14 protein-coding genes and 1 rRNA gene are annotated in these 13,142 nt (G+C 31.4%); 14 read left to right on the forward strand and 1 reads right to left on the reverse strand.

The window, feature by feature from the left end:
• Positions 1-118 precede the first annotated feature (118 nt).
• From rrf to rpsR, 14 genes are all read left to right on the forward strand, one after another.
• Positions 119-236 (forward strand): 5S ribosomal RNA (gene rrf, locus QZ286_RS00005).
• A gap of 83 nt (positions 237-319) precedes the next feature.
• A complete protein-coding gene (gene gmhB / locus QZ286_RS00010; RefSeq protein ID WP_291254930.1) occupies positions 320-883 on the forward strand; it encodes a D-glycero-beta-D-manno-heptose 1,7-bisphosphate 7-phosphatase in 564 nt (187 codons plus the stop codon).
• Between the two features lie 135 nt (positions 884-1,018).
• The gene (murF, locus tag QZ286_RS00015; RefSeq protein WP_291254931.1) at positions 1,019-2,299 is read left to right on the forward strand and encodes a UDP-N-acetylmuramoyl-tripeptide--D-alanyl-D-alanine ligase; all 1,281 of its coding nucleotides are present in this window, start codon (positions 1,019-1,021) and stop codon (positions 2,297-2,299) included.
• Between the two features lie 9 nt (positions 2,300-2,308).
• Positions 2,309-3,397, forward strand: a complete 1,089-nt coding sequence (mraY, locus tag QZ286_RS00020; protein ID WP_291254932.1) for a phospho-N-acetylmuramoyl-pentapeptide-transferase — start codon at positions 2,309-2,311, stop codon at positions 3,395-3,397.
• Positions 3,398-3,471: 74 nt separating this feature from the next.
• Positions 3,472-4,773, forward strand: coding sequence for a UDP-N-acetylmuramoyl-L-alanine--D-glutamate ligase (gene murD / locus QZ286_RS00025; protein WP_291254933.1), 1,302 nt, complete (start codon positions 3,472-3,474; stop codon positions 4,771-4,773).
• A gap of 5 nt (positions 4,774-4,778) precedes the next feature.
• Positions 4,779-5,846, forward strand: a complete 1,068-nt coding sequence (gene murG / locus QZ286_RS00030; RefSeq protein ID WP_291254934.1) for an undecaprenyldiphospho-muramoylpentapeptide beta-N-acetylglucosaminyltransferase — start codon at positions 4,779-4,781, stop codon at positions 5,844-5,846.
• Between the two features lies 1 nt (position 5,847).
• Complete coding sequence (murC, locus tag QZ286_RS00035) at positions 5,848-7,203, forward strand: UDP-N-acetylmuramate--L-alanine ligase (RefSeq protein WP_291254935.1); 1,356 nt, start codon at positions 5,848-5,850, stop codon at positions 7,201-7,203.
• Positions 7,203-8,051, forward strand: coding sequence for a UDP-N-acetylmuramate dehydrogenase (gene murB, locus QZ286_RS00040; protein WP_291254936.1), 849 nt, complete (start codon positions 7,203-7,205; stop codon positions 8,049-8,051). The genes murC and murB overlap by 1 nt, the downstream gene beginning before the upstream one ends.
• A 15-nt stretch (positions 8,052-8,066) precedes the next feature.
• Entirely contained in the window at positions 8,067-8,933 is an 867-nt protein-coding gene (locus QZ286_RS00045) for a D-alanine--D-alanine ligase (protein WP_291254937.1), read from the forward strand.
• Positions 8,934-8,944: 11 nt separating this feature from the next.
• Positions 8,945-9,640, forward strand: a complete 696-nt coding sequence (locus QZ286_RS00050) for a cell division protein FtsQ/DivIB (RefSeq protein WP_291254938.1) — start codon at positions 8,945-8,947, stop codon at positions 9,638-9,640.
• Complete coding sequence (ftsA, locus tag QZ286_RS00055) at positions 9,630-10,958, forward strand: cell division protein FtsA (protein WP_291254939.1); 1,329 nt, start codon at positions 9,630-9,632, stop codon at positions 10,956-10,958. The genes QZ286_RS00050 and ftsA overlap by 11 nt, the downstream gene beginning before the upstream one ends.
• A 19-nt stretch (positions 10,959-10,977) precedes the next feature.
• The gene (gene ftsZ / locus QZ286_RS00060; protein WP_291254940.1) at positions 10,978-12,045 is read left to right on the forward strand and encodes a cell division protein FtsZ; all 1,068 of its coding nucleotides are present in this window, start codon (positions 10,978-10,980) and stop codon (positions 12,043-12,045) included.
• Positions 12,046-12,145: 100 nt separating this feature from the next.
• Positions 12,146-12,430, forward strand: coding sequence for a 30S ribosomal protein S6 (rpsF, locus tag QZ286_RS00065; RefSeq protein WP_291254941.1), 285 nt, complete (start codon positions 12,146-12,148; stop codon positions 12,428-12,430).
• A 39-nt stretch (positions 12,431-12,469) separates the two neighbouring features.
• The gene (rpsR, locus tag QZ286_RS00070; RefSeq protein ID WP_005885805.1) at positions 12,470-12,688 is read left to right on the forward strand and encodes a 30S ribosomal protein S18; all 219 of its coding nucleotides are present in this window, start codon (positions 12,470-12,472) and stop codon (positions 12,686-12,688) included.
• A gap of 127 nt (positions 12,689-12,815) precedes the next feature.
• On the opposite strand, the gene rpmB is transcribed toward rpsR, so the two are convergent.
• Entirely contained in the window at positions 12,816-13,073 is a 258-nt protein-coding gene (rpmB, locus tag QZ286_RS00075; RefSeq protein WP_291254942.1) for a 50S ribosomal protein L28, read from the reverse strand.
• Between the last annotated feature and the right edge of the window lie 69 nt (positions 13,074-13,142).

The following is a 13,142-nucleotide window of genomic DNA, read 5'->3' on the forward strand; positions in this document are numbered from 1 at the left end:
TGATAGGTTGGGGGTGTAAGGGCTGTGAGGCCTTTAGCTGACCAATACTAATAAGTCGAAGTTTTAACCTTAATGATTTTACTATATAGTTTCAAATGTCTATTCTAATAGATATTAGCTTGGTGAGAAGAGCTACGGGGGGTACACCCAGATACATTCCGAACCTGGAAGTTAAGCCCGTAAACGCTGAAAGTACTTGGAGGGAAGCCTTCTGGGAGGATAGGAACTTGCCAAGCTTTTTTTTATTTTTTGGACAATTTTTTAGTTAAATATATGATATAATAACATATATTTAATTAAAGTAAAAAGGGTGTGAATTATGAGAAAAGCTGTTATTTTAGATAGAGATGGAACTATAAATGTAGAGAAGGACTATTTACACAGGATAGAGGATTTTGAATTTGAAAAAGGAGCAGTAGAAGGATTGAAGTTACTTGCAGAATTGGGATATATTTTTGTAGTTGTAACTAATCAATCTGGAATAGCAAGGGGCTACTATACAGAGGAAGATTTAATAAAACTAAATAACTATATAAATGAGTGTTTAGAAAAAGAGGGAGTTAAAATAGAGAAGTTCTATTACTGTCCTCATCATCCAGAAAAGGGGATAGGTAAATATAGAGTTGAGTGTAATTGTAGAAAGCCTAATACAGGTATGTTAGAAGAGGCTATAAGAGAGTTTAATATCGATTTAGAGGGGTCTTTTATGGTTGGGGATAATATAAGTGACATAGAAGCTGGAATAAGGGCTAAAGTGACTCCTATACTGGTAAAAACAGGTCATGGAATGGAACATATTGAAAAGATGAGTGAGCTTGGAGTACCTATTTATGAAAATCTTTATGAATTTGCCAAAGATTTAAAAAAGTGTATAAAAATATAACTATTTAGATAGAAAGAACTTTAGAAATTATTATAAAAGTTCATTGTATTATTTGCATATAAATGCTACAATAATATGTTAGTTTAAATAATTATAGAAAGGGAATTATTCTTTGAATAATCATAAGGAAAGAGTATGAAAGTTCTAACTGAAATATTAAAGAGAAAATATAATTTGAATAGTGTTGAAGAGATTTCCAAAGTTGTTATGGACAGTAGAAAAATAGAGAAGAATTCATTGTTTATAGCAATAAATAGCGGAAATAATTATATAGAGGAAGCTTTAGCAAAAGAGGCTTCATTGATAATAGCTGACAACTATTCAGGCGACAATGAAAAAGTTATAGTTGTTGAAGATAGTGTATTAGCTATTCAAGAGTTAGCTTTACAATATAGAAATGAATTGGGAGTTAAAGTTATAGGGATTACTGGTAGTAATGGAAAGACTACTACTAAGGATATAATCTACTCTATACTTTCACAGAGATATAGATGTAAGAAAACAGAGGGAAACTATAATAATCATATTGGTCTTCCTTTTACTATCTTACAACTTGAAGATAGTGATGAGATAATTGTTTTAGAGATGGGAATGAGTAGTTTTGGAGAGATTGATACACTTTGTAAAATTTCACAACCAGACTATGGAATAATAACAAATATAGGGGACTCACATCTCGAATTTTTAAAAACAAGAGAGAATGTATTTAAAGCTAAAAGTGAGATTGTTAAATATGTAGATAGTAATAAACTATTAGTCTGTGGAGATGATTTTTATTTAAAAAGCTTAAATTCATTAACAGTAGGTTATGGAGCTAATTGCAAATATCAGATTACAGATTTTGTAGATAGTGATAATGGGATAGAGTTTACATTGGATTCTAACCATTATAATGTAAGATTAAATGGAGAACACAACTGTTTAAACTCTGCTATGGGTATAATTATAGGAGAGAGATTTAATTTAAGTTGTGATGAGATTCAAAGAGGATTAGATAGTTTAAATCTAACTCCAATGAGATTTCAAAAGATTGAGAAAGGTGAAACTATCTATATAAATGACGCATATAATGCTAGTCCTATTTCTATGAGATACTCTTTAGAGACTTTTGATAGATTGTATAATGATAGAGTAAAAATAGCTGTATTAGGAGATATGCTTGAATTAGGGGAAGATGAGATCAAGTATCATAGAGAGGTTTTAGAAAAAGCTAATTCTATAAAAGTTGACAAGATATATGTGTATGGGCCTAGAATGAAGAAGGCTTATGAGATCTTGGAAGATACTAAATTAATAACTCATTTTTCTGATAAGGAGCAGATAAAATCTGAAATTAGAAAGAGTTTTCCTCAAGCTAAAGCTATCCTATTAAAGGGATCAAGAGGAATGAAAATGGAAGAGATTATAGAAGGATAGGGAGAAGATATGCTATATTTAATAGGAGAGTACGTTAATAAGTTTCAATTTTTAAAGTCTATTTATTTAAGAAGTTTTATGGCTTTTATTTTAGCCTTTGCTATAGTATTAATAGCAGGGAAGCCTTTCATAAATTATTTAAAAGTAAAAAAATTTGGTGAGAAGATAAGAGAGGAAGGACCCACTTCTCATATGTCAAAGAAGGGTACTCCTACAATGGGAGGGGTATTGATTGTTTTAACTATCTTAGTGACAAATTTATTAATAGCTGATATATCTAATAGAATAATTATATTACTATTGCTAACTATGATGGGATTTGCAGGAATTGGATTTATAGATGACTATAAGAAGTTCACTGTAAATAAAAAGGGATTATCTGGAAAGAAAAAGCTTTTAGGTCAAGGATTAATAGCAATTTTAGTATGGTGTTTTGTAAATTATTTTGGACTTGCTGGAAGTAAATTGATTGATCTAGCAATAATAAATCCAATCTATTCACACCATATGTTATATTTAGGAAGTTTTGGAATGTTATTATTTATTTTGATAATATTGATGGGAACATCAAATGCTGTAAATATAACAGATGGTTTAGATGGTCTGGCTATAATGCCAATGGTAATATGTTCAGCTATTTTAGGAGTAGTGGCATATTTTACAGGACATATGGAGTTAAGTAATCACTTAAACTTATTTTATATAGAGGGATCTGGAGAGATAACAGTATTTTTATCAGCTGTATGTGGATCAGGGTTAGGGTTTTTATGGTATAACTTCTATCCAGCACAGATATTTATGGGAGATACAGGATCATTGACACTAGGAGGAATACTAGGAGTTGTAGCTATATTATTGAAGCAGGAATTGATACTACCAATAATAGGTGGAGTATTTGTTATGGAAGCTTTATCTGTAATTATTCAAGTTGGATCTTTCAAATTGAGAGGGAAGAGAGTATTTAAGATGGCTCCTATTCATCACCATTTTGAATTGTGTGGACTTGCTGAAACGAAGGTAACAATGAGATTTTGGATAGCAACATTGATGTTTGGAATAATAGCCTTAGGAATAGTGAGAATGAGAGGAATACTTTAAAAACAATATAACCACGGTAATCAACCGTGGTTATAAGTATATCTAGGATAGAAAAAGTAAAGAGAGGTAAAACTATGAAAAAAGCAATGGTTTTTGGTGCTGGAGTCAGTGGACTTGGAGCCAAGAAACTTTTAGAACATATGGGGTATGAGGTAATACTTATTGATGATAAAGTTGGATTAAAGTCTATAGAGGGGATCGAATTATTAAAAGAGGTTGAGATCTTTATAAAGAGTCCAGGGGTACCATATAATGATTTGGTGCTTGAAGCTAAAAAAAATAAGATAAAAGTTATAGATGAAATTGAATTATGTTATCAATATATGATAAAATATGGTACTACTACAAAGATTATAGGAGTAACTGGAACAAATGGAAAGACAACTGTTACAACTAAGATAACAGAGTTGCTACAATACTCAGGATACAAGGCAAGTTATGCTGGAAATATAGGGGTGAGTCTTGCAGAATTACTTTTAAAAGGTGAGGAGTTAGATTATATTATTCTTGAATTAAGTTCATTTCAATTGGAGAATTTAGAGAAGTTTAAACCATATATCTCTTTAGTAACAAATTTAACTCCAGATCACTTAGCTAGATATAAAGATGTTGAAGAGTACTATGATACAAAATTTAACATCTGTAAAAATCAAACTAAAGATGAGTATTTTATATTCAATTTAGATAGTGAGGAGTTATTAAAAAGAGAGAAGTTAATCCCAGCTACTAAGATAGAGGTATCACAGAATAAAAAAGGGGATTGTTATATTGAGGGTGGCAAAATGTATTGGAGAGGTGAAGAGGTTTTAGAGATTGAAAAATTGTCTTTAAAAGGAAAACACAACCTTGAAAATATGTTATTTATTGTCACAGTTGGGAAAATCTGTGGTGTAGACAATCAAAAAATAAGAGAATTTCTATATACAACTAAGACATTGGAACATAGAATGGAAGAGTTCTTCGATTATGGAAAATTGAAATTTATAAATGATTCAAAGGGAACTAATATAGAGTCTACAACATTTGCAGTGGAAGCATTCAAAGGGTGCATATTGATATGTGGTGGTTATGATAAAAAATTGGATTGGACACCTTTAATTGAGTTGATAAAAAATAGAGTGGACCAAGTTTATTTGATAGGAGATATAGCTGATAAGTTAGAGAGTGAACTTTTGAAGATACAGTATGAGAAGGATAGGATACATCTATTGAGAGATATTAAAACTTGTTTAGAGGATATAAAGAAAAGATATACTCAGTCTGATGAGAAAATAGTGCTATTCTCTCCAGCAACATCTAGTTATGATCAGTTTAAAAGTTTTGAACACAGAGGACAGGTATTCAAAGAATTAGTGAGAGAGATTTTTGGTAGGTGAGTTATTTGAGAAAAGTAATCTTAACAACTGGAGGAACAGGAGGTCATATTTATCCAGCTCTTTCAGTGGCAGATGAGTTGAGAAGAAGAGGAGTAGAGGTGCTGTTTGTAGGAACAAGCATCAGAATGGAAAAGGATATAGTACCAAAGGCTGGATTTAAGTTTATAGGTTTGAATATAGCTCCTCCAAGAAGTATAAAAAATATGATAGGCTATGTAAAGGGGATATTTCAAGGGATATCTTTGGTGTTAAAAGAGAAACCAGATGCTATAATAGGATTTGGAAACTATATCTCCATACCAGTATTAATAGGTGGGGTAGTAGCTAGAAAAAAGATATATCTACAGGAACAAAATGCAAATTTAGGAGGGACAAATAAGCTTTTTTATAGATTTGCTAAAAAGATATTCTTAGCTTTTGAAAAAACTTATGATGATATTCCTATAAAATTTCAAAATAAGTGTTTGGTAACAGGAAATCCTTTGAGAGAGGAGATATACAAGATCAAAGGAAGTGAGGAGAGAGCGCGTCTAAAAGTTGAAAAGAATGAGAAGATTCTTTTGATAACTGGAGGAAGTTTGGGAGCTAAGGAGATAAATGATGCACTGTTAAAAAATTGGGATAGGGTATTGGAAGATAAAGATTTAAGAATCTATTGGGCTACTGGAGAAAAGAACTATGATGAGATAGTTAAAAGTATAAATAGAATTAAGATCCAAGATACTGTTAGACCATATTTTGATAATATGATAAACATTATGGCAGCAGCAGACTTAATAGTTTGCAGGGCTGGAGCATTGACAATTTCAGAGATAATACAGTTGGGGAAACCGTCAGTAGTTATTCCATATAACTCAATAAAAGTAGGACAGTATGCCAATGGAAAACTCCTAAAAGATGTGGGAGCGGCACAGATGTATAAAAATTCAGAAGCTAGTATAGCAATAGAGAAAGCTTTTGAGCTTTTAGAAAATAAGAGTGAATTAGATGTTATGAAGATAAATATAAAAAATTTGAAAACAGAGAATGCAGTTAAGAAGATTGTTGATTCTCTTGATATTTGGAGGAATTAAGTTGAAAAAAATTTATTTTATTGGGATAAATGGAATAGGAATGAGTGGACTTGCAAAAATTATGAAATGTAAAGGATATGAGGTAGAGGGAAGTGACCTAAGCCGTTCATATGTTACTGATGAGTTAGAAAGTATTGGAATTACAGTTCATCAAGAGCATTCAGAGAAAAACTTAGAGGGTAAGGATTTTGATATGATAATAGCTTCAAGTGCTATAAAAAAAGAGAATCCAGAATATATATATGCCTTAGAAAATGGAATAAAAGTAGTAAAAAGAGGAGAGCTATTAGCTATGCTTTTGAATGAAGAGTGTGGAATAGCTTTTGCAGGAACACATGGAAAGACAACAACAAGTTCAATGGCAGCATCTGTTATGTTACCGTTAGATCCAACAATAGTTGTAGGTGGAATCTTACCAGAGATAGGATCTAATGCAAAACCAGGAAAAGCAAGTTACTTTATAGCTGAAGCTGATGAGAGTGATAATTCATTCCTATATATGAATCCAAAATATTCAGTTATAACTAATATTGAGGCAGATCACTTAGAAAATCATGGATCATTAGAGAATATAATTAAATCTTTCTCAAAATTTATAGATCAAACTTCTGAAGAGGTATTAATATGCTCAGATTGTGAGATCTTGAGAGGATTAGCTGCAACAAAAGAGAACAAGTGTATAAAGAGATACAGTATTAAAGATAGAACTGCAGATATCTATGCTGAAAATATAGAGATTGGAAATGGAAAAACAAGTTATGATGTAAATATAGCTGGTGAAAAGATTGGAAGATTCACTCTATATATTCCAGGAGAGCACAATATATTAAACTCATTACCTGTTATATATCTAGCTTTAAAATTTGGTTTGGAAGAAAAGGATATTGAAAGAGCTTTTGAAAAATTTAGAGGTTCAAAAAGAAGATATGATGTATTATACAGTGGAAATGGAATTAGAGTGATAGATGACTATGCTCATCATCCAACAGAGATAAAGGCAACTTTACAGGGAGCAAGATCAATAGAGAGTAGCAAAATAACTGTAATTTTCCAACCACACCGTTATAGTAGAGTGAAATTCCTATTGGAAAATTTCAAAAATGCTTTTGAAAAAGCTGATGAAGTAGTTCTTTTACCTATATATAGTGCAGGAGAAAAGGATAATTTTGGAGTAACTATTGAGGATTTACAAAATATTATTGAATGTCCAAAGGCTATCCTTGAGAAAAATCCACAAAATATAGATGATATGATAATGGAATTTGAAGGAGATAGAGTATTTATGTTTATGGGAGCTGGAGATATATCGAAGATAGCTCACAGAGTAGCAGAAAAATTGGAAAGGAAATATAGCTAATGAGAGTTTACGAAAATTATAGTGTAAAGAAACATTCTAATATGAAAATTGGTGGAACAGCTAAAAAATTTATAGTTGTTGAAAATAAAGAGGAATTAAAGGATATATTTGAAAATGAAAAAAATATATTCTTAATAGGAAATGGGACAAATACTCTTATAGATGAGGGAGAACTAGATATTACATTTGTTTCATTAAAAGAGCTGAATAAGATAGAGGAGCTTCAAGAGGGATTGGTACGTGTGGAAGCAGGGCTAGACTTTAGCAAGTTGACAGCTTTTATGAATAAAAATAATTACTCAGGGCTTGAAAATCTAGCAGGAATTCCAGGAAGTGTAGGTGGACTTGTCTATATGAATGGAGGAGCCTACGGAAGTGAGATATTTGACTGTATAAAAGAGATTGAGATATTTGATGAGAATCATCAGATAAAGACTCTAAAAAAAGAGGAGATAAATTTCTCATATAGAAGTACAGAGATACAGGAGAAAAAATGGGTAATAATAAGTGCTACATTTGAGTTTAAAAGAGGTTTTGATTTGAAAAAAGTGATAGAGATACAAGCTCTAAGAGAGAGTAAACAACCTCTAGATAAACCAAATTTAGGAAGTACTTTTAAGAATCCAAAGGGGGATTTTTCAGCTAGGCTTATATCAGAAGCAGGTCTTAAGGGAACAAAAATAGGTGGAGCAGAGATATCTCCAAAGCACCCTAACTTCATAGTTAATCATGGGGAAGCAACATTTAAGGATATTGAAGGGATATTAGCTCTTGTTAAGAGTAAGATAAAAGAGTTATATGATGTAGAACTTGAAGAAGAGATAATAATATTAAGAAATAATGGATAATTTTAGAGGTGAAAGATGAGAATAGCAGTATTTATGGGAGGGATCTCTTCAGAGAGAGAGGTATCTTTAAGAAGTGGAGCAGCAATATTAGAAAGCTTAAAAAATCAAGGTTATGATGCATATGGAGTAGATGTAACTGAAGATAATTTAATAACAGCATTCACAGAAAATGAGTATGACTTAGCATATATCGCTCTACATGGTGGATATGGAGAGAATGGAACATTTCAAGGATTATTGGATATGTTAAATAAGCCATATACAGGCTCAGGAGCAATGGAAAGTGCTATAACTATGGACAAAGCCTATACAAAAGCTGTAGCAAAAATGGCTGGAATAAAAGTGGCAAAAACATATAATAGTGTTGAAGAGATAGATGGATTTCCAGTAGTTGTAAAACCTTCAAGAGATGGTTCAAGTGTAGGAATCTATTTCTGTAACAATAAAGAGGAAGTTTACAATGCCCTAAAAGAGCTAGAAGGAAAGAGACCTCTAATAGAAGAGATGATACAGGGAGATGAATTAACTGTAGGAGTTCTAAATGGAGAGGGACTAGGTGTATTGAGAATAATACCTAAAAATGAGTTTTATGATTATGAATCAAAGTATGCAGCTGGTGGATCTGTACATGAATATCCAGCAAAGATTGAGAAATCAGCTTATGACAAGGCGATGGAAAATGCAGTGAAAATACACAACATAGTGGGACTAAAGGGAATTTCAAGAAGTGACTTTATGTTAAAAGATGGAGAGGTGTATTTCTTAGAGGTAAACACTTGTCCAGGAATGACAAAAACAAGCTTAATACCAGATTTAGGTACACTTAAAGGATATACTTTTGATGATCTAGTTAGAATTATGGTGGATACTTTTAGAAGATAGGAGAGTTTCTTTTGAAGTTTATAATAAGATTAATTATGATATATCTATTTAGTTGTTTACTTTATTTAATTCCAAGTAAATTTTTAAGTTTAGATTTTTTCAAAATAAAAGAGATAAAAATAGAAGGAAATTCGAAAATTTTATCAAATGAATTGACAGAACTTATAGAAAAACTTTATAATACTAATATATGGGAAATAGATATTAAAAAATTGGAAGAGTATTTAAAACAAGACGTTAGAGTGGAAGATGTAAAAATAGAGAATCCAGATTTAGGCCTTTTAAAAATAAAGATTAAAGAGAAAGAACTAGCTTATTATGTACAGATAAAAGGGAAGGTTTATCTTTTAGATCAAAATGGGAAAATTTTTGGTATGTTAAAGGAGAGACCTGAAAAGGATATTTATTTTATGGTGGCTAAAGACGAGAACGATATAATGAAATTATTAGAACTTTCAAAGGTGTTAGATGACTCTATTCTAAAAAATTTAATTTCCCAAATTTATATTAAAGATAAAGACTGTATAGAGATTATTTTGTTAGATGGAACAATAATTAAAACGAATTTACTTGTAGAGAAAGAGAAGTACAAAATATTAGAAACTTTGTATAATGAGCTTGTAAAAACTAAAAAAGTTGAGTACATTGACATTAGATTTGATGATTTTATAGTTAAGAGTTCAGAGGAGAAAAATAATGGGAAATAGAGGGAAAATATTAAAGACAGTAATTGATATAGGAAACAATAAGATCAAGGCAATTACTGGAGAATTATCAGAAAATGGTGAAGTTTTAAGAGTTCTTAAATATATCGAATCTCCAAGTGAAGGAATGATAAAAAATGATATTAAAGATGGAGAAGCACTATCAAAATCAATAAAAACTGTTATAGATGAATTAGCTAACTACTCTGATGAAGACATTGAAGCAGTAACTGTTGGAATGGGTGGAGAAAGCATAAAGTCTAGAACAATAAATGTGGAGATATTTTTTGAAGAGGACGAGATAACAGAAGAACACATTAAATTACTAGTAAAAGAAGCTGAAGAAAAGGTATTAAATGAAGAGGAGCAGATATTAAAAACAGAGATATACAATGTAAAAGTTAATAACTCTGGAATTATTAAAAATCCTTTAGGGCTTGTTGGGACAAAACTACAAGCAGATGTTCATTTGATATTTACTGAGAAAAAAAGAGTGGCTAAGTTAGTGGAAACAATAAATAGAATAGGTATAGATGTAGAGAATATAATCTTAAACGCCTATGCTTCTGCAAAATCAACTCTTGAAGAGGAAGATAGAAGAATGGGAGTTGCCCTTGTAGATATAGGAGAGGGAAGTACAGACATTATACTGTATAAGAATGATAAGATAATCTACACAGAGACTATACCTCTAGGTGGAATGCATTTTAAGAGTGATTTAATGTATATCTTAAAATTGAATGAAGAGGATACAGCTATAGAGATTCTAGATAAGTATAGAGAAAAAGATATATCACCAGAGGGGTATATCTACTATGGGGAAGGGAAATATATCGCTGCCCTAGAACTTGAAGATTTTATAAATGCCAGAGTGGAGGAGATGATAGATTATATAAATAGCACTATCGAAAAATCTGGATTTACTGGGTATTTAGGAAAAGGTCTTGTCTTAACTGGAGGAGTAGTTTATGATAAGATAATCAATGCTGATAAATTACTTGAGAAGATAAATAAAAAAACAGGATATGTGGCTAGAAAAGTTTTACCAAGTACATTTAGTGGTCTTGATAGTGTAAATACAAGTATGGCAACTGCAATAGGACTATTTTATGAAGTTATGGAAGAAGAAGACCAAAAAATAAGAACAGGAAGTTATACTCATCAAGAGATAGAGTTAAAAAATGAAAAGATTGAGCAAGAGATAAAAGAAGATGAGAAATTAATAGAAACAATAGAAGATGAGTTACAAAAAACAGAGGATATAAAACAGGAAAATAAAATGATGAAAGCTATAAAAAATTGGTTTTCAAATTTCATATAATTAGGGAGGGTAGAGAAGTATGTTAATGGATCAAGATTTGGTAAAGATAAAAGTGCTAGGAGCAGGTGGAGCAGGTGGAAATGCAATAAATGATATGATCTCTTCAGGAGTAGGAGGAGTGGAGTATATTGCAGCAAATACAGATGCTCAAGATTTAGGAAAATCATTAGCTGACATAAGAATACAACTAGGAGAGAAGTTAACTAGAGGATTGGGAGCAGGTGCTGACCCAGAGATAGGAAGACAAGCAGCAGAGGAAGATGTTGAAAAGATAAAAAATCTATTAGAAGATACAGATATGTTATTCATAACTGCAGGAATGGGTGGAGGAACAGGAACTGGATCAGCTCCAGTAATAGCAAAAGTTGCTAAAGAGTTGGGAGTTCTTACTGTTGCTGTTGTAACTAGACCATTCTCATTTGAAGGAAGAAAGAGAAAGAATAATGCAGATGTTGGAATTGAAAATCTAAAGAAAGCTGTAGATGCTTTAGTAATTATACCAAATGATAAGTTATTTGAGTTACCAGATAAAACAATAACTTTACAGAATGCTTTTAAAGAAGCTAACAATATCTTAAAGATAGGTATTAGAGGGGTAGCAGATCTTATGATAGGAAATGGACTTATCAACCTAGACTTTGCAGATATTAAAGCTACAATGTTAGATTCAGGAGTGGCTGTACTAGGATTTGGAGAGGGAGAGGGAGAGAACAGAGCTATAAAAGCTACTGAAAAAGCATTACAATCTCCATTACTAGAGAAATCTATACTAGGTGCTAGCAAAATACTTATCAATATAACAGGAGCTCCAGATATAACTCTTATGGAAGCACAAACTATATCTGATATGATTAGAGATGCAGCTGGAAAAACTGCTGATGATGTAATGTTTGGACTAGTTATTGAACCTGAATTTGGAGATAGAGTTCAAGTAACTATAATAGCAAATAACTTTGCTAATGAAGAGGAAAAAAATGAGCCTTTTATAAATGTGGATATAGCTAAAACTGAAAAAGTAGCTACTGAAACAAAAGAGGAAGCTGAAAAACCAAACTTGGATCTACCACCTTGGGTAAGAAAAAGATAAAAATAGCTTGAAAAATTTAATAAAGTGTGATAGAATATAAAACGACCCTGCTCAAAAACGTTTGTGTTTTGGGCTAATACCATAGGGAGGAGGTTAAAAGATGAAAAAATACGAAATTATGTTCATTATCAACCCAACTATACTTGAAGAAGGTAGAGAGGCTGTTATTGAAAAAGTAACTGGAGTTTTAACTGCTGCAGGAGCAACTATTCAAAAGAGCGAGAAATGGGGAGAAAGAAAATTAGCTTATCCTATCGATAAGAAAAAGACTGGTTTCTACGTATTAACTACTTTTGAAATTGACGGAACTGTATTATCAGATGTTGAATTAAAACTAAACATCGTAGAAGAAGTATTAAGATACATCATAGTTAAACAAGACTAATAATCAGTTAATGTTAAAAATCAAGAGGAGGTTATAAAAATGGCAGAATTCAGAAGAAGAAGAGCTAAATTAAGAGTTAAAGCTGAAGAAATTGATTATAAAAATGTAGACCTTTTAAAAAGATTCGTATCTGATAAAGGAAAAATCAATCCTTCAAGAGTAACTGGAGCTAACGCTAAGTTACAAAGAAAGATAGCTAAAGCTATAAAAAGAGCTAGAAATATCGCTTTAATTCCTTATACAAGAATTGAAAAGTAATTTATTAGACTGGAAGAGATTCCAGTCTTTTTTCTTTTTTGCTCTCTAGATTATCTCAAATCAATTTTACAAAAAAATAAAAAAAGACATGCTCTTGATAAAGCTGTCTTTTTTATTGACTTAAAAACTATTTAGCCATAGCTTTTTGAAGTCTAGTACTTAAAGTAGCTGCGTTAGCTTTTAAGAATTTCATAACTTCTACATCGTTAAGTCCTTTTAAAGTTTTTAAAGTTCTTGAACAAACTTTTACTTTAACAGAAGTTCCATTTACGTTGATAGAAGTAACTTGTAGGTTAGGTTTCCAAACTCTTCTAGTTAATCTGTGTGAGTGAGAAATTTGGTTTCCGCTGATTAGTCCTACTCCTGTAATTTCACATCTTTGCATTCTAATTCTCTCCTTTCCTAAAATCACTTACATACACAATGCATATAATTGTATCATTAAATCAAGGAA

Origin of the sequence: Fusobacterium sp. (genome assembly GCF_019012925.1) — a bacterium.
Lineage (GTDB): Bacteria > Fusobacteriota > Fusobacteriia > Fusobacteriales > Fusobacteriaceae > Fusobacterium_A.